This window comes from Streptomyces sp. NPDC058796 (assembly GCF_042745235.1).
Classification (GTDB): domain Bacteria; phylum Actinomycetota; class Actinomycetes; order Streptomycetales; family Streptomycetaceae; genus Streptomyces.
This window is the reverse complement of the sequence record NZ_JBHYOP010000007.1, coordinates 288,813-306,189: the sequence shown is the minus strand read 5'-3', so window position 1 is coordinate 306,189 and position 17,377 is coordinate 288,813. Positions and strand designations below refer to the sequence as shown.

Sequence of the window (17,377 nt, the reverse complement as noted above, 5' to 3'; positions counted from 1 at the left end):
CTTGCGCTGTGGGGGCCTGTGGACAACCGAATTCGCGCGCTAAGGTCGGGGCACAGAACACGTTACTGATGGGTAAGGGGAATCGGCCATGCAGCTCGGGATCAACCTCGGCTACTGGGGTGCCGGAATGGACGCGGACAACCTGGCCGTCGCCCAGGAGGCCGACCGGCTCGGCTACGCCGTCTGCTGGGCCGCCGAGGCCTACGGCTCCGACGCCGCCACCGTGCTCACCTGGGTCGCCGCCCAGACCGAGCGCATCGACGTGGGCTCGGCCATCTTCCAGATCCCTGCGCGCCAGCCCGCGATGACCGCGATGACGGCCGCCACCCTGGACTCCCTCTCCAAGGGCCGCTTCCGCCTCGGCCTCGGCGTCTCCGGGCCGCAGGTCTCCGAGGGCTGGTACGGCGTCAAGTTCGACAAGCCGCTCGCCCGCACCCGCGAGTACGTCGAGATCGTGCGCAAGGCGATGACCAGGGAACGGCTCTCCTACGAGGGACAGCACTGGACGCTGCCGCTGCCCGGCGGCCCCGGCAAGCCGATCAAGCTCACGGTGCACCCGCAGCGCGAGCACATCCCGCTGTACATCGCCGCGATCGGCCCGAAGAACCTGGAGCAGACCGGCGAGATCGCCGACGGCGCCCTGCTGATCTTCCCCTCCGCCGACCACCTGGAGGAGACCGCGGTCAAGCACCTGCGTGCCGGGCGCGAGAAGGCCGGCAAGACCCTCGACGGCTTCGACATCTGCCCGACGCTGCCGCTCGCCCTGGGCGCCGACAAGGACGTCACCACGCTCGCCGACACCTTCCGCCCCTACACCGCGCTCTACGTCGGCGGCATGGGCAGCCGCAAGCAGAACTTCTACAACCAGCTCGCCCAGCGCATGGGCTACGAGCGCGAGGCCGCCGAGATCCAGGACAAGTACCTGTCCGGCGACAAGGAGGGCGCCGCCGCGGCCGTACCGCACGAGCTGATCGACCAGACCACCCTGCTCGGCTCCGTGGACCGCATCGCGGACCGGATGAAGGCCTACGCCGCCGCCGGTGTCACCACCCTGACGCTCGCCCCCGCGGGCTTCACCCTGGACGAGCGGATCGCCGCGCTCCGCGCCGGTACCGAGGCCCTGGAGCGGGCCGGACTGGCGTAGGTCCGTCGCTAGGTTCTGCGGCCGTGGTGGGGGCTCGGGGGTCTTCCCCGCCACGGCCGTCACGGAGAACAACGCGCCCACGCGCGTGTGGTTACGCCTCCTCGCGTTCCCGGCCGTCCTCCTTTTGGCTGAGTTGCCCGCCGCACCTGTTGCCGCCCCTCATCTCCCGCACTTGACTCGGTCTTCGCGGAGTAGGCGGAACCTGCGCAACCTTGCAGAGGCAGAGAGGTGCCACCGATGCTTTCGGCCAAGAGTCTGTTCCAGGAGATCCTCGACAACGACGAGTCGTTCCGTCTCTTCTGCTCCATCGCGGCCAGCGGTGAGTCGCAGGGCGGCTGGGAGAACGCGCGCATCGCGGCGCTGGTGCCGGAGAGCGAGCGCGCCCTCGCACCCAAGATCACTCGGCACGGCGCCGACGAGGACAAGCACGGGCGGATCTTCAACGCCCTGCTGAAGAAGCGCGGCCTCGAACCCGTCGAGGTGCCCCCCGAAACCGACTACACCATGCTCCTGGAACGGCACGGCATCGGCCTCGCCCACGAGAAGCTCAAGGCCGACCAGCCGCTGACGGTCCGCGACATCATCACCTACCTGGCGCACAGCAGGGTCACCGAGCAGCGCGCGGCCGAGCAGATGGCGATGCTGCTCAAGCACTTCGGCGACCACCCGGACCTGGGCCGGGCCGTCCGGATGATCTCCGCCGACGAGGACAACCACCTCGCCTACTCCCACGAGGAACTGCTGCGCTACGCCGCCGCCGGACACGGCCGCCACATCCACGCGACACTGCGCGAGTGCGCACTCGCCGAGATCCGAGTCCACCGGGACGTCAGCCTCGGCGTGATGGCCCGCATGGGGCGCATCCTCGGCTGGTCCCGCGCCAGGTCCGCGCTGCTCGCGGCGGGCATCCACGCGGTGTACGCCTACGAGCGACTGGCCGGCTGGCGCCGCATGGTGACCCTGCGCGCGCCCGAGCGGCGCGACGCGCTCGGCGGACCGGCCACCGCCGCCCCCGAGGTCGCCTGACGGCCGGCCCGCCGCCTACAGCCAGCCCCGCCGCTTGAACAGCCGGAACAACAGCACCTCCAGCCCGGCCATCAGCACGATCACCGCCGGATAGCCCCACTCCCAGCGCAGCTCCGGCATGTGCTCGAAGTTCATGCCGTAGACCCCCGCGACCATCGTGGGGACCGCCGCCATGGCCGCCCAGGCGGAGATCTTCCGCATGTCGTCGTTCTGCCGGACGCTCGTCTGCGCCAGGTGCGCCGACAGGATGTCGGAGACCAGCCGGTCCAGGCTCTCCACCGACTCGTTGACGCGTGAAAGGTGGTCGCTGACGTCCCGGAAGAAGGGCCGCGCCTTGTCGTTCACGTACGGCACCCCGGCGCCGAACGCCCCCGTCCCGGCCAGCCGGGCCAGCGGCGGCGCCAGTGGACCCGTCGCCCGGCGGAACTCCAGGATCTGCCGCTTGAAGGTGTAGATCCGCGACGCGGTGTGCCGCGAGCCGCCGCCGTCCGGCGAGAACACCTCCGCCTCCAGCTCCTCCAGGTCGTTCTGCAGCTCCACCGCCACGTCCAGGTAGTGGTCGACGGCGGCGTCCGCTATCGCGTACAGCACCGAGGTGGGGCCCTTGCCGAGCAGCTCGGGCTCGTGCTCCAGACGCTGCCGCACGTCCTTCAGCGGGGAGCCCTCGCCGTGCCGGACGACGACCACGAACGCGTCGCCCAGGAAAATCATGAGCTCGCCGGTGGACACGGCGTCGCTCTCCGGCTCGTACACCACCGGCTTCAGGACGGCGAAGAGCGAGTCCTCGTAGATCTCCAGCTTCGGCCGCTGGTGCGCCTTGAGGGCGTCCTCCACCGCCAGCGGATGCAGCCCGAACTCCTCGGTGACCAGGTCGAACTCGTCCTCGGACGGTTCGTGCAGCCCGATCCAGACGAAGCCGCCGGCGGACCGCGCCTCACCGAGCGCGTCGGAGAAGTCCTCGGGCCCGTCCGTGCGGTGCCCGTCCCGGTAGATGGCGCAGTCGACGATCACCGAACGCATTCTCCCTCCGTCCCGGCGCCCGCGCACCGGGTCCTGTGCCTACCCTGTCCGCATGCCCACGCTGATCCTGGTCAGGCACGGACGTTCCACCGCCAACACCGAGGGGCTGCTCGCCGGCTGGACACCCGGCGTCGCCCTCGACGAACGCGGGGCCGCGCAGGCCGCCGCGCTGCCCGGCCGCCTCGCCGGCCTGCCCCTGTCCGAGGTCGTCACCAGTCCCCTGCAGCGCTGCCAGGAGACGATCCGGCCGCTGCTCGACGCCCGGCCCGGACTGCGGGCGCACACCGACGAACGGATCGGGGAGTGCCACTACGGCGACTGGTCCGGCCGCAAGCTCGCCGAGCTCAAGGACGAGCCGCTGATGGAGGTGGTCCAGGCGCACCCCTCCGCCGCCGCGTTCCCCGGCGGCGAGTCGATGCCCGCCATGCAGACCCGCGCCGCCGAGGCGGTCCGCGAGTGGAACGCGCGCGTGGAGCGCGACCACGGCGCCGACGCCGTCTACCTCATGTGCTCCCACGGCGACATCATCAAGTCCCTCGTCGCGGAGGCGCTGGGCCTGCACCTCGACCTCTTCCAGCGGATCTCCGTCGAGCCCTGCTCCGTCACCGCGATCCGCTACACCCGGCTGCGCCCGTTCCTCGTCCGCCTCGGCGACACCGGTGACTTCGCCTCGCTGGCCCCGCGTGAGGAGCCGCCCGGCGACGAAGCCACCGTCGGTGGCGGTGCGGGCGCACCGTGATCGTCGGCCGCAGTAGGGTGAAGCGACCGCAGCAGTGACCGACCCCGCCCTTCCCGCTCTTACGACTTCTCATGGAGACAGGACGTGTCCCGTCAGGTGTTCCTCTACGACCAACCGGAACGTTTCGTGGCCGGCACGGTCGGACTGCCCGGGCGCCGTACCTTCTTCCTCCAGGCCACCGCCGGCTCCCGGGTGACCAGCGTGGCCCTGGAGAAGACCCAGGTGGCCGCGCTCGCCGAACGCATGGACGAACTCCTCGACGAGGTCGTACGGCGCAGCGGCGGCAGTACCGAGGTCCCCGCCATGGCCCCCGCCGGGCCCGCCGACACGGCCCCGCTGGAGACCCCCGTCGAGGAGGAGTTCCGGGTCGGCACCATGGCGCTCGCCTGGGACGGCGAGGACCAGCGCATGATCGTCGAGGCGCAGGCCCTCGTGGAGCTGGACGCCGAGTCCGAGGAGGACCTGGCGGAGGCCGAGGAGCGGCTCCTCCAGGACGAGGAGAACGGCCCCCCGATGCTCCGGGTACGCCTCACCGGCGCGCAGGCCAGGGCCTTCGCCAAGCGCGCCCTCGACGTCGTCAACGCCGGGCGGCCGCCGTGCCCGCTGTGCAGCCTCCCGCTCGACCCGGAAGGACACGTATGTCCGCGCCAGAACGGATACCGCCGCGGAGCGTGACGACCGACACGGCGGCCGCCGGCCTGCTCGCCCTGGGCGAACTGACCGTGCGCGGACGCATCCGTGACGCCTCCAACGCGGCGCTGTACTGCACGGTGACGCACGAGGGACGCGAGGCGGCCTGCGTCTACAAGCCGGTGGCGGGGGAGCGGCCCCTGTGGGACTTCCCCGACGGCACCCTCGCCCAGCGCGAGGTCGCCGCCTACGAGGTCTCCGAGGCGACCGGCTGGGGCCTGGTCCCGCCCACCGTGCTGCGCGACGGGCCCTACGGCGAGGGCATGGTCCAGCTGTGGATCGAGGCCGTCCCGGAGACGGAACTGCTCGCCCTGGTGGACGCCGAGGAGCCCGGCCCCGGCTGGAAGGCGGTCGCCCTGGCGGAGGTCGGCGACGGCCGCACCGCCCTCCTCGTGCACGCCGACGACGAGCGGCTGCGCCGGCTCGCCGTCCTGGACGCCGTGATCAACAACGCCGACCGCAAGGGCGGCCACCTGCTGCCCGCCGCCGGGGAGCGGCTGTACGGCATCGACCACGGCGTCACCTTCCACGCCGAGGACAAGCTGCGCACCCTGCTGTGGGGCTGGGCGGGCGACCCGCTCACCGGGGATGCCCTGACGGTCCTCGACGGTCTCAGGGAGGCCCTCGAGGACGGCGCGACCCTGGCGACCCGTCTCGGCGCCCTCATCACCCCTGCCGAACTCGCCGCCACCCGCGCGCGGGTCGACGCCCTGCTCACGTCCGGCAGGCACCCGGAACCGGGCGGTGAGTGGCCGGCCATCCCGTGGCCACCGGTGTAGGAGCCGCCGCTTTTCCCCTCGCCCGCCGCGTCCCGGCACCTCGGCCGGTGCGCCCCCAGCGTCTCGGCCGGGTCTTCGCGCGTCGCCCGGGGTCGGGCGCCGTATGCCGGCCGTCACGGTGCCGCACGGGTGTCGGTCGGGTCCCGGGGCACATCGGCCGGTGTGTCCCGCGCTTCCGCCGGTGAGGTCGTGGCACACCGATCGGCGTCGCGCAAGAGTGCGCTACCGGCCATCCGGCCCGGTCCGGTTCGTGTACGGAACATCCGTCCGGTTAGGCTCATGACATGCATGCCTGGCCCGCTTCCGAGGTCCCCGCCCTGCCTGGTCAGGGCCGCGACCTGAGGATCCACGACACCGCGACCGGAGGCCTGGTCACCCTCGACCCCGGTCCCGTCGCCCGCATCTATGTCTGCGGCATCACGCCGTACGACGCCACCCACATGGGGCACGCGGCGACCTATAACGCGTTCGACCTCGTGCAGCGCGTGTGGCTCGACACCAAGCGGCAGGTCCACTACGTCCAGAACGTCACCGACGTCGACGATCCGCTTTTGGAGCGGGCCGTGCGCGACGGCGTCGACTGGACCGCCCTCGCCGAGAAGGAGACCGCCCTCTTCCGCGAGGACATGACGGCGCTGCGGATGCTGCCGCCCCGGCACTACATAGGCGCCGTCGAGGCCATACCCGGGATCGTGCCGCTCGTCGAGCGGCTGCGGGAGTCGGGCGCGGCCTACGAGCTCGAGGGGGACACCTACTTCTCGGTCGAGTCCGACCCGCACTTCGGTCAGGTGTCGCACCTGGACGCCGCCGCCATGCGGCTGCTCTCCGCCGAGCGGGGCGGCGACCCCGACCGGCCCGGCAAGAAGGACCCGCTCGACCCGATGCTGTGGATGGCGGCCCGCGAGGGCGAGCCCAGCTGGGACGGCGGCTCGCTGGGCCGCGGGCGCCCCGGCTGGCACATCGAGTGCGTGGCCATCGCCCTCGACCACCTCGGCATGGGCTTCGACGTCCAGGGCGGCGGCTCCGACCTCGCCTTCCCGCACCACGAGATGGGCGCCTCGCACGCCCAGGCCCTCACCGGCGAGTTCCCCATGGCCAAGGCGTACGTCCACGCCGGCATGGTCGGACTGGACGGCGAGAAGATGTCCAAGTCCAAGGGCAACCTGGTCTTCGTGTCGCAGCTGCGCCGCGAGGGCGTCGACCCCGCCGCCATCCGGCTCACGCTGCTCGCCCACCACTACCGTTCCGACTGGGAGTGGACCGACCAGGTCCTCCAGGACGCCCTCGCCCGGCTGGACCGCTGGCGCGCCGCCGTCTCCCGGCCCGACGGTCCGCCCGCCGAGGCGCTGGTCGAGGAGATCCGCGACGCTCTCGCGAACGACCTGGACTCGCCGGCCGCGCTCGAGGCCGTCGACCGCTGGGCCGTCCTCCAGCAGGAGACCGGCGGCACGGACACCGGCGCGCCCGGCGTGGTGTCCCGCGCCGTCGACGCGCTGCTCGGCGTCGCCCTGTAGGCACCGACCGCGCACGCGAAGGGGGCGCTTCCCGCCGGGAAGCGCCCCCTGTCCCGTCCGTTCAGTCCTCCGACGACTCCTCGTCGTCCCCGCTCGCCTTCGGCGGCCTCGGCGGGCGGGTCCGCCCGCTCGGATTGTCCCGGAGATACGGCGTGCCGGGCACCGCGTCACCGCCGTCCGCCGTGGCGTGCCCGCCCGGCTGGCCCGGTCCGGAGCCGTCCCGGCGGCGCAGGTACCGCTCGAACTCGCGGGCGATCGCCTCGCCCGACGCCTCCGGCAGCTCCGCGGTGTCCCGGGCCTCCTCCAGCGACTGGACGTACTCGGCGACCTCGCTGTCCTCGGCCGCCAGCTGGTCCACACCCACCTGCCAGGCACGCGCGTCCTCGGGCAGCTCGCCCAGCGGGACGCGCACGTCGATCAGGTCCTCCAGCCGGTTCAGCAGGGCGAGCGTGGCCTTCGGGTTGGGCGGCTGCGAGACGTAGTGCGGCACCGCCGCCCACAGCGACACGGCCGGTACGCCCGCGTGCGTGCACGCCTCCTGGAGGACGCCGACGATGCCCGTGGGCCCCTCGTACTTGGTCTCCTCCAGGTCCATGCGCCGGGCCAGGTCGGCGTCGGACGTGGTCCCGCTGACCGGCACCGGACGGGTGTGCGGGGTGTCGCCCAGCAGGGCGCCCAGGACGACCACCAGCTCGACACCCAGCTCGTGGGCGAAGCCCAGCAGTTCGTTGCAGAACGAGCGCCAGCGCATGGACGGTTCGATGCCGCGGACCAGGACCAGGTCGCGCGGTTTGTCGCCGCCGACCCGGACCACCGACAGTCTGGTCGTCGGCCAGGTGATCTTTCGGACGCCGTCCTCCATGAACACCGTGGGCCGGTTGACCTGGAAGTCGTAGTAGTCCTCCGCGTCCAGCGCCGCGAACACCTCGCCCTTCCACTCCCGGTCGAGATGCGCGACCGCGGTGGAGGCGGCGTCGCCGGCGTCGTTCCAGCCCTCGAACGCGGCCACCATGACCGGGTCGACCAGCTCGGGAACCCCCTCGAGCTCGATCACCCAGCGCCTCCTTCCGACGTGCCCTCGCGTACCCCCCAACCTTACGGCGTGCCGAGGGGCCGCCCGCAGCCCCCGTGCACGGGGGAGTGAACGGATGACTGCCCCGTTCCGGCGGGCCGGACACCCCCGCGCAACCGCGCTCGCGGCGGGCCCGGTTCGCGGCCGTCCGGACGCCTCACCGGCGTCACGGAAAGGATCGCGCCCGGCCCCGGACGACCGGGACCGGGCGGGAACGGGACGGCGGGGCCGCCTACTTCTTGTCGAGCAGGTCCTGGACCTTCGCACGCACGTCGTCCGTGGCCAGGCCGCGGATCGTCAGCGTGGTGCGGCGGCGCAGCACGTCGTCGGGCGTCTCGGCCCACTCGTGGTCCCGCGCCCACACGACCTGCGCCCAGATCTCCGGGGCGTCCGGGTGGACGCGCTCCGCCAGCTCCGGGGACTCGTTGGCGAGCCGGGCGATGTCGAAGGCCAGCGAACCGTAGTGGGTGGCCAGGTGGCGGGCGGTGTCCGCCGCCATGCGCGGGCCGGGCGCCGGGCCGTCCACCAGCAGCCGGTGGGCGACGGCGCGCGGGTTGGCGACGCCGGGCAGCGGCAGCTTCTTCGGCAGCGTGGAGACCGGTTCGAAGTCGTCACCGAGGGGGTGGCCCGGCAGCGCCTCCAGCTTCTTCATCACCGTACGGCCGATGTGGCGGAAGGTGGTCCACTTGCCGCCCGCGACGGACAGCATGCCGCCCCGGCCCTCGGTCACGACCGTCTCGCGCTTGGCCTTCGCGGTGTCGCCGGGGCCGCCCGGCAGCACACGCAGTCCCGCGAAGGAGTACGTGATCAGGTCCCGGTCGAGCTGCTGGTCGCGAATGGAGAACGCGGCCTCGTCGAGGATCTGCGCGGTGTCCTTCTCGTTGACCGCGACGTCCGCCGGGTCGCCCTCGAACTCCTCGTCGGTCGTGCCGAGGAGCAGCATGTCCTCCCAGGGGAGGGCGAAGGTGATGCGGTACTTGTCGATGGGGGTCGCGAGCGCGGCCTTCCAGGGCGCGGTGCGCTTGAGCACCAGGTGCGCGCCCTTGGACAGGCGGATGGAGGGGGCCGCGTTCGGGTCCTCCATGCGGCGCAGGTGGTCGACCCAGGGGCCGGTGGCGTTGAGCACCAGGCGCGCGTTCACGCCGAACTCGTCACCGGTCAGCCGGTCCTTCAGCTCGGCGCCGGTCACCCGGCCCTTGGTGAAGCGCAGACCGGTGACCTCGGCGTGGTTGAGGACGACCGCGCCCGAGTCGACCGCCGCGCGGACGGTCATCAGCGCCATGCGGGCGTCGTTCATCTGGTCGTCGCCGTACACGGCCACGGCCTTCAGGTTGTCGGTGCGCAGCTCCGGCACGTCCTGCGCGGCCTTGGCCGGGGAGAGCAGGTGGCCGACGCCGTCACCGAAGGCGGACAGCGCCGAGTACGCGAAGACACCCGCGCCCAGCTTCGCCGCGCCGTGCGGCCCGCCCTTGTACACGGGGAGGTAGAAGGTGAGCGGGTTCGCCAGGTGGGGGGCGACCTGGCGGGAGACCGCACGGCGCTCGAAGTGGTTCTCCGCCACCAGCTTCACCGCGCCGGTCTGCAGGTAGCGCAGACCGCCGTGGAGCAGCTTGGAGGAGGCGGAGGAGGTGGCGCCGGCGAAGTCGCCGGCGTCGACCACGGCCACCCTGAGGCCGGACTGCGCGGCGTGCCAGGCGGTGGAGATGCCCAGGATGCCGCCGCCGATCACGAGGAGGTCGTACGACGCCTTGGAGAGCTGCTCCCGGGTCTCGGCCCGGCCCGGGTTCGAGCCGGAGGCCGGGTGCGTCCCCAGGGCAGGCACGGACTGCAGGGTGGACTGCGTGGTCATGGTGGTTCTTACTCCTCGTCCTCGAGCCAGCCCATGGTCCGCTCGACGGCCTTGAGCCAGCTCTTGTACTCACGGTCGCGGGTCTCCGCGTCCATGCGGGGGGTCCACTCGGCGGCCCGGCGCCAGTTGGCGCGCAGGTCGTCGGTGCTGTTCCAGAAGCCGACGGCGAGGCCGGCGGCGTAGGCGGCGCCGAGGCAGGTGGTCTCGGCGACCATCGGGCGCACCACGGGGGCGTCCACGAAGTCGGCGAGGGTCTGCATCAGCAGGTTGTTGGAGGTCATGCCGCCGTCGACCTTGAGGGCGGTCAGCTCCACGCCGGAGTCCTTCGTCATGGCGTCCGCGATCTCCCGCGTCTGCCAGGCGGTGGCCTCCAGGACGGCGCGCGCGAGGTGCGCCTTGGTGACGTACCGGGTCAGGCCGGCGATCACACCGCGGGCGTCGGAGCGCCAGTAGGGGGCGAACAGGCCGGAGAAGGCCGGCACGAAGTAGGCGCCGCCGTTGTCCTCGACCTGCATCGCCAGGGTCTCGATCTCGGCGGCCGTGGAGATCAGACCCATCTGGTCGCGCATCCACTGCACCAGCGAACCGGTGACGGCGATCGAGCCCTCCAGGGCGTAGACCGTGTCCTGGTCGCCGATCTTGTAGCCGACCGTGGTCAGCAGCCCGGAGTAGGAGTTGATGAGCTTGTCACCGGTGTTCATCACCATGAAGGTGCCGGTGCCGTACGTCGACTTGGTCTCGCCCTCGGAGAAGCAGGTCTGGCCGAAGAGGGCCGCCTGCTGGTCGCCGAGAGCGGAGGCGACGGGGATGCCGCCGAGCAGTTCGCCGAGCCTGCCGCCCTTGATCTCGCCGTAGACCTCGGCGGAGGAGCGGATCTCGGGGAGCATCTGCGTCGGCACGCCGATGGACTCGGCGATCTTCGCGTCCCACTGCATGGTGTGCAGGTTCATCAGCATGGTGCGGGAGGCGTTGGTGACGTCGGTGACGTGCCTGCCGCCGTCCACCCCGCCGGTCAGGTTCCAGATGACCCAGGTGTCCATGGTGCCGAAGAGCAGGTCGCCCGCCTCGGCCCGCTCGCGCAGACCGTCGACGTTGTCGAGCAGCCAGCGGGCCTTGGGACCGGCGAAGTAGGAGGCGAGGGGAAGGCCGGTCTCGCGGCGGAAGCGGTCCTGCCCCACGTTGCGGCCGAGTTCGCGGCACAGGGCGTCGGTGCGGGTGTCCTGCCAGACGATGGCGTTGTGGACGGGCTCACCGGTGTTCTTGTCCCAGACGAGGGTGGTCTCGCGCTGGTTGGTGATGCCGATGGCCTTGATGTCGTCGCGGGTGATGCCGGCCTTCTCGACCGCCCCGGCGACGACCTCCTGGACGTTGGTCCAGATCTCGGTGGCGTCGTGCTCGACCCAGCCCGGCTTCGGGAAGATCTGCTCGTGCTCCTTCTGGTCGACGGAGACGATGCGCCCGTCGCGGTCGAAGACGATGCAGCGGGAGGAGGTCGTGCCCTGGTCGATGGCGGCGATGAAGGGGCCTGCGGTGTGGGCGTCGGTCACTGTGTGCTCCTGGGTTTCCGTGGTGTGGCGGCCGGTGCGTACGGCGCGTGTGCTGCGGCTCGATGATGGCCGAGCGGAGGCCCGCTCAGGCGAACGCGACGTTGTAGACACCTCCGGCGAGCGCACCGCCGATCAGCGGACCGACGACCGGGATCCAGGCGTAGGCCCAGTCGGAGCCGCCCTTGTTGGGCAGCGGCAGCAGGGCGTGCACGATGCGCGGGCCGAGGTCGCGGACCGGGTTGATCGCGTAGCCCGTCGGGCCACCGAGCGACAGACCGATCGAGACCACGACGAGCGCGGTGATCAGGGCGCCCAGGACGCCGAGGCCGTTGCCCGCGTCGTTCAGGCCCTGGGTCAGGATGGCGAGCAGCAGGACGAAGGTGCCGATGATCTCGGTGGCGAGGTTCTGGACCGTGTGCCGGATCTCCGGGCCGGTGGAGAAGATGCCCAGGACGGGGCCGGCGCCCTTCTCCTGTGCCTCGACGGACTTGGCCGCCGTGTCCTGCGCGCCGGGACCGCCGACGATCTCGCGGTCGGTGAGGTGGGCCTGGAACTGGCCGTAGTAGGCGATCCAGACCAGGACCGCGCCGATCATGGCGCCGAGGAGCTGACCCGCGAGGTAGGTCGGCGTGTTGCTCCAGTCGCCGTCCTTGACCGCGATGCCGACCGTGACGGCGGGGTTGAGGTGGGCGCCGGAGAGCGGACCCGATATGTACGCCGCCGTCATGACCGCGAAGCCCCACCCGAAGGCGATGGCGAGCCAGCCGGCGTTGCGGGCCTTGGAGGCCTTGAGCGTCACGGCGGCACAGACGCCGCCGCCGAGCAGGATGAGTATGGCGGTACCGATGGTCTCGCCGATGAAGATGTCGGAGCTGGACACCCGCGACTCCTTTGTCCTTCGTCCAGGGGAAGCCGAACCCCCGGGTCCCTCCGGGTGTTCCGGCGCCCTCGGTGTGAGAGCGATGGCGGCCCTTGGCGTTGTCACACTCTAACGCGTATTGCCGGTAGGTGTTCGACAATGCCGACCGATGGACGCGAGTCTCGCCGTGGCGTCACGCGTGCGTCAAGAGCTGTGTTATCGAAAGCACGATCGTTATTGATCGTCGTGGGCTATCGACCACGCCGCGCGACGGGCACCGGGAAACGCCAGGGGCCGGAACGCACTGCGGCGTCCCGGCCCCTGCTCGTGCCGTCCGTCCTAGAACCGCCCGGCGCCCAGGTCCCGCGACACCGCGCGGGCGCAGTCCCGCACCGCCGCGACCAGCTCGGGACGCAGCTCGCCCTCCCGGCACAGCCGTTCCACGGCGCCCGTGATGCCGACCGCGCCGACCGGCATGCGCCTGCGGTCGTGGATGGGGGCGGCGATGGACGCGACGCCCTCCCAGGTCTCCTCGACGTCCGCCGCGTAGCCCCGCGCGCGCGTGATGTCGAGGATGTGCTCGAACCCGTCCGGCTCGCACACGGTCCGGTCGGTGTACGCCTTGCGGTCGGCCTCCAGCGCCTCGCTGTGCGCGACCGGGTCGTACGCCGAGAGCACCTTGCCCAGTGCCGTGGAGTGCAGCGGCTGCATGGCGCCGATCTCCAGGACCTGCCGGCTGTCGTCGGGGCGGAAGACGTGGTGCACGATCAGTACGCCCTGCTGGTGCAGGACCCCGAGGTGGACGCTCTCCCCGCTGGAACGCGCCAGGTCGTCCGTCCACACCAGGGCGCGCGCCCGCAGCTCGTGCACGTCGAGATAGGTCGTCCCCAGGCGGAGCAGCTCGGCGCCCAGCTGATAGCGGCCGGAAGCCCCGTCCTGTTCCACGAAGCCCTCCTGCTGGAGGGTGCGCAGGATGCCGTGCGCGGTGCCCTTGGCCAGACCCAGCGACGAGGCGATGTCCGACAGGCCGAGCCGCCGCTCGCCGCCCGCGAGCAGGCGCAGCATCGCGGCCGCCCGTTCGAGCGACTGGATGTTCCGTGCCATCGACGTACTGCCTCCGTCCCCTTCGACTGCCGACCTCGGCGTCGCTGACGTCGTTCGGCAATGCCGAACACTACCGGTCCATGCCGACCTCCCGCTAATGGTCGGCGGGCAACTGTTGCACTCCGGCCGGATCCGGTCGTCCAGCACCACGCACCCGGGCCGTTCCCAAACGGCCGCCGGGTCGTCGGCCTGCGGATTCCCCCGACCGGAAAGTCACCCCTTCGGCGGGCGCGTGACCCGCAATCCTCGTCCGTCTCGTGGACGCCTCGACCACCGGCCTCCGGTCCCGGCTACCCTGGCGGCGTGCGTTCTCTCCCGGGGACGTTCCCCATGGACGGAACCGGGCAGCGCAAAGCCGACAGCCGTCGCATCCTAGGGAGCCCTTTCATGGCCTCGTCGCCATCCACCCCGCCCGCCGACACCCGGACCCGCGTGTCCGCCCTCCGAGAGGCCCTCGCCACCCGCGTGGTGGTCGCCGACGGCGCGATGGGCACCATGCTCCAGGCGCAGAACCCGACGCTGGACGACTTCCAGCAGCTGGAGGGCTGCAACGAGGTCCTCAACGTCACCCGCCCGGACATCGTCCGCTCGGTGCACGAGGAGTACTTCGCGGCCGGCGTGGACTGCGTGGGCACCAACACCTTCGGCGCGAACCACTCCGCCCTCGGCGAGTACGACATCCCCGAGCGCGTCCACGAGCTGTCCGAGGCCGGCGCCCGGGTCGCCCGCGAGGTCGCCGACGCGTTCGCCGCCCGGGACGGACGGCAGCGCTGGGTCCTCGGCTCCATCGGCCCCGGCACCAAGCTGCCCACACTCGGCCACGCCCCGTACACCGTCCTGCGCGACGCCTACCAGCGCAACGCCGAGGGCCTCGTCGCCGGCGGCGCCGACGCGCTGCTGGTGGAGACCACCCAGGACCTCCTGCAGACCAAGGCGTCCGTGCTCGGCGCCCGGCGCGCCCTGGACGCACTCGGGCTCGACCTGCCCGTCATCGTCTCCGTGACCGTCGAGACCACCGGCACCATGCTGCTCGGGTCGGAGATCGGCGCCGCGCTCACCGCGCTGGAGCCGCTCGGCATCGACATGATCGGCATGAACTGCGCGACCGGCCCGGCCGAGATGAGCGAGCACCTGCGCTACCTCGCCCGCCACTCCCGCATCCCGCTGTCCTGCATGCCCAACGCCGGTCTGCCCGTCCTCGGCAAGGACGGCGCGCACTACCCGCTGACCGCGCCGGAGCTGGCGGACGCGCAGGAGACGTTCGTCCGGGAGTACGGGCTGTCGCTGGTGGGCGGCTGCTGCGGCACCACCCCCGAGCACCTGCGGCAGGTCGTCGAGCGGGTCCGCGGCACCGCCCCCACCGAGCGGCACCCGCGTCCCGAGCCCGGCGCCGCCTCGCTCTACCAGACCGTGCCGTTCCGGCAGGACACGTCCTACCTCGCGATCGGTGAGCGGACGAACGCGAACGGGTCGAAGAAGTTCCGTGAGGCGATGCTGGACGGCCGCTGGGACGACTGCGTGGAGATGGCCCGGGACCAGATCCGCGAGGGCGCGCACATGCTGGACCTGTGCGTGGACTACGTCGGCCGGGACGGCGTGGCGGACATGGAGGAGCTGGCGGGCCGGTTCGCGACTGCCTCGACGCTGCCCATCGTGCTGGACTCCACCGAGGTCGACGTCATCCAGGCCGGTCTGGAGAAGCTCGGCGGCCGCGCGGTGATCAACTCGGTGAACTACGAGGACGGAGCGGGCCCGGAGTCCCGGTTCGCCCGCGTCACCAAGCTGGCGCGGGAGCACGGTGCGGCGCTGATCGCGCTGACCATCGACGAGGAGGGCCAGGCCCGTACGGCGGAGAAGAAGGTCGAGATTGCCGAGCGGCTGATCGCCGACCTGACCGGGAACTGGGGCATCCACGAGTCGGACATCCTCGTCGACTGCCTGACCTTCACCATCTGCACCGGCCAGGAGGAGTCCCGCAAGGACGGCCTGGCCACCATCGAGGGCATCCGCGAGCTGAAGAAGCGGCACCCGGACGTGCAGACCACGCTGGGCCTGTCGAACATCTCCTTCGGCCTGAACCCGGCCGCCCGCATCCTGCTCAACAGCGTGTTCCTGGACGAGTGCGTGAAGGCGGGCCTGGACTCGGCGATCGTGCATGCGAGCAAGATCCTGCCGATCGCCCGGTTCGACGAGGAGCAGGTCACCACTGCCCTGGACCTCATCTACGACCGCCGCCGTGAGGGCTACGACCCCCTCCAGAAGCTGATGCAGCTCTTCGAGGGCGCCACCGCCAAGTCCCTGAAGGCCTCCAAGGCCGAGGAACTGGCCGGCCTCCCGCTGGAGGAGCGCCTCAAGCGGCGCATCATCGACGGCGAGAAGAACGGCCTCGAACAGGATCTCGACGAAGCCCTCCAGAGCCGCCCCGCCCTCGACATCGTCAACGACACGCTGCTGGACGGCATGAAGGTCGTCGGGGAGCTGTTCGGCTCCGGGCAGATGCAGCTGCCGTTCGTGCTCCAGTCCGCCGAGGTGATGAAGACCGCGGTGGCCCATCTGGAGCCGCACATGGAGAAGACCGACGACGAGGGCAAGGGCACCATCGTGCTGGCCACCGTCCGCGGCGACGTCCACGACATCGGCAAGAACCTCGTCGACATCATCCTGTCCAACAACGGCTACAACGTCGTCAACCTCGGTATCAAGCAGCCGGTCTCCGCGATCCTGGAGGCGGCCGGCGAGCACAAGGCCGACGTGATCGGCATGTCCGGGCTCCTGGTCAAATCCACGGTGATCATGAAGGAGAACCTGGAGGAGCTCAACCAGCGCGGCCTGGCCGCCGACTACCCCGTCATCCTCGGCGGCGCCGCCCTCACCCGCGCCTACGTCGAACAGGACCTCCACGAGGTCTACGACGGCGAGGTCCGCTACGCCCGCGACGCCTTCGAGGGCCTGCGCCTGATGGACGCCCTGATCGGCATCAAGCGCGGCGTCCCCGGCGCCAGACTCCCCGAGCTGAAGCAGCGCCGGGTCAAGGCGGCCACCGTCGAGATCGAGGAGCGGCCCGAGGAAGGACACGTCCGCTCGGACGTCGCCACCGACAACCCCGTCCCCGAGCCGCCCTTCTGGGGCACGCGTGTGGTCAAGGGAATCCAGCTCAAGGAGTACGCCTCCTGGCTCGACGAGGGCGCCCTCTTCAAGGGCCAGTGGGGCCTCAAGCAGGCCCGCACCGGCGAGGGTCCCTCGTACGAGGAACTGGTCGAGACCGAGGGACGGCCGCGGCTGCGCGGGCTCCTGGACCGCCTCCAGACGGAGAACCTGCTGGAAGCGGCCGTGGTCCACGGCTACTTCCCCTGCGTCTCCAAGGACGACGACCTGATCGTCCTCGACGACGACGGCAACGAGCGCACCCGCTTCACCTTCCCGCGTCAGCGCCGCGGCCGGCGGCTGTGCCTGGCCGACTTCTTCCGCCCGGAGGAGTCGGGGGAGACCGACGTCGTGGGCTTCCAGGTCGTCACCGTCGGCTCCCGCATCGGCGAGGAGACCGCGCGCATGTTCCAGGCCAACGCCTACCGCGACTACCTCGAGCTGCACGGCCTGTCCGTCCAGCTCGCCGAGGCCCTCGCCGAGTACTGGCACGCCCGCGTCCGCGCCGAACTCGGCTTCGGCGGTGAGGACCCGGCCCAGATGGAGGACATGTTCGCCCTGAAGTACCGGGGCGCCCGCTTCTCCCTCGGCTACGGCGCCTGCCCGGACCTGGAGGACCGCGCCAAGATCGCCGACCTGCTCCAGCCGGAGCGCATCGGCGTCCACCTGTCGGAGGAGTTCCAGCTCCACCCCGAGCAGTCCACCGACGCCATCGTGATCCACCACCCGGAGGCCAAGTACTTCAACGCCCGCTAGGAGCCGGGCGCAGCCTCGGGGCAGCTCCACGGGCCGCACCAGGCGTTCCCGTCCCGCACGACGTACACTGGTCGGTCCACTGCAGGCCGGTTCCCTTCGTGGGAACCGGCCTGATCGTCCCTTCAAGGAGGTAC

Annotated in this window: 13 protein-coding genes; 7 read left to right on the top strand and 6 right to left on the bottom strand. The window is 71.5% G+C overall.

All coding sequences use genetic code 11. The features are described 5' to 3' along the window. Nucleotides 1-88: 88 nt before the first annotated feature. Complete coding sequence (locus ACFW47_RS19730) at nucleotides 89-1,144, top strand: LLM class F420-dependent oxidoreductase (protein ID WP_386306441.1); 1,056 nt, start codon at nucleotides 89-91, stop codon at nucleotides 1,142-1,144. A 237-nt stretch (nucleotides 1,145-1,381) separates the two neighbouring features. After that, complete coding sequence (locus ACFW47_RS19725) at nucleotides 1,382-2,170, top strand: ferritin-like domain-containing protein (protein ID WP_386286130.1); 789 nt, start codon at nucleotides 1,382-1,384, stop codon at nucleotides 2,168-2,170. A 15-nt stretch (nucleotides 2,171-2,185) separates the two neighbouring features. Here ACFW47_RS19725 and corA read toward each other — a convergent pair whose 3' ends face one another. Next, nucleotides 2,186-3,181 carry a magnesium/cobalt transporter CorA gene (gene corA, locus ACFW47_RS19720; protein ID WP_386306508.1) on the bottom strand — a complete coding sequence of 332 codons (996 nt, stop codon included), beginning with the start codon at nucleotides 3,179-3,181 and terminating at the stop codon, nucleotides 2,186-2,188. Between the two features lie 61 nt (nucleotides 3,182-3,242). Between corA and ACFW47_RS19715 the strand changes: the two genes are divergently transcribed. The 4 genes from ACFW47_RS19715 (at nucleotide 3,243) to mshC (ending at nucleotide 6,912) form a co-directional block, all read left to right on the top strand. Then, on the top strand, nucleotides 3,243-3,929 hold the full coding sequence (locus ACFW47_RS19715) for a histidine phosphatase family protein (RefSeq protein WP_386306440.1): 687 nt from the start codon (nucleotides 3,243-3,245) through the stop codon (nucleotides 3,927-3,929). An 84-nt stretch (nucleotides 3,930-4,013) separates the two neighbouring features. Then, nucleotides 4,014-4,604 carry a DUF3090 domain-containing protein gene (locus tag ACFW47_RS19710; protein WP_386286132.1) on the top strand — a complete coding sequence of 197 codons (591 nt, stop codon included), beginning with the start codon at nucleotides 4,014-4,016 and terminating at the stop codon, nucleotides 4,602-4,604. Beyond that, nucleotides 4,568-5,398, top strand: a complete 831-nt coding sequence (locus ACFW47_RS19705) for an SCO1664 family protein (protein ID WP_386306439.1) — start codon at nucleotides 4,568-4,570, stop codon at nucleotides 5,396-5,398. Before ACFW47_RS19710 ends, ACFW47_RS19705 begins: the two co-directional genes overlap by 37 nt. A gap of 284 nt (nucleotides 5,399-5,682) precedes the next feature. Beyond that, nucleotides 5,683-6,912 carry a cysteine--1-D-myo-inosityl 2-amino-2-deoxy-alpha-D-glucopyranoside ligase gene (gene mshC, locus ACFW47_RS19700; protein WP_386306438.1) on the top strand — a complete coding sequence of 410 codons (1,230 nt, stop codon included), beginning with the start codon at nucleotides 5,683-5,685 and terminating at the stop codon, nucleotides 6,910-6,912. A 61-nt stretch (nucleotides 6,913-6,973) separates the two neighbouring features. On the opposite strand, the gene parJ is transcribed toward mshC, so the two are convergent. From parJ to ACFW47_RS19675, 5 genes are all read right to left on the bottom strand, one after another. Further along, entirely contained in the window at nucleotides 6,974-7,966 is a 993-nt protein-coding gene (gene parJ, locus ACFW47_RS19695; protein ID WP_386306436.1) for a filament polymerization regulator ParJ, read from the bottom strand. A 250-nt stretch (nucleotides 7,967-8,216) separates the two neighbouring features. Continuing rightward, nucleotides 8,217-9,833 carry an FAD-dependent oxidoreductase gene (locus ACFW47_RS19690; RefSeq protein WP_386286136.1) on the bottom strand — a complete coding sequence of 539 codons (1,617 nt, stop codon included), beginning with the start codon at nucleotides 9,831-9,833 and terminating at the stop codon, nucleotides 8,217-8,219. 8 nt (nucleotides 9,834-9,841) lie between these two features. Then, nucleotides 9,842-11,380 carry a glycerol kinase GlpK gene (gene glpK, locus ACFW47_RS19685; RefSeq protein ID WP_386306434.1) on the bottom strand — a complete coding sequence of 513 codons (1,539 nt, stop codon included), beginning with the start codon at nucleotides 11,378-11,380 and terminating at the stop codon, nucleotides 9,842-9,844. Nucleotides 11,381-11,465: 85 nt separating this feature from the next. Further along, nucleotides 11,466-12,260 carry an MIP/aquaporin family protein gene (locus ACFW47_RS19680; RefSeq protein ID WP_386286138.1) on the bottom strand — a complete coding sequence of 265 codons (795 nt, stop codon included), beginning with the start codon at nucleotides 12,258-12,260 and terminating at the stop codon, nucleotides 11,466-11,468. Between the two features lie 318 nt (nucleotides 12,261-12,578). Then, entirely contained in the window at nucleotides 12,579-13,343 is a 765-nt protein-coding gene (locus ACFW47_RS19675; protein WP_073730955.1) for an IclR family transcriptional regulator, read from the bottom strand. A gap of 387 nt (nucleotides 13,344-13,730) precedes the next feature. Between ACFW47_RS19675 and metH the strand changes: the two genes are divergently transcribed. Beyond that, entirely contained in the window at nucleotides 13,731-17,243 is a 3,513-nt protein-coding gene (gene metH / locus ACFW47_RS19670) for a methionine synthase (protein ID WP_386286139.1), read from the top strand. The last annotated feature ends 134 nt before the right edge of the window (nucleotides 17,244-17,377 follow it).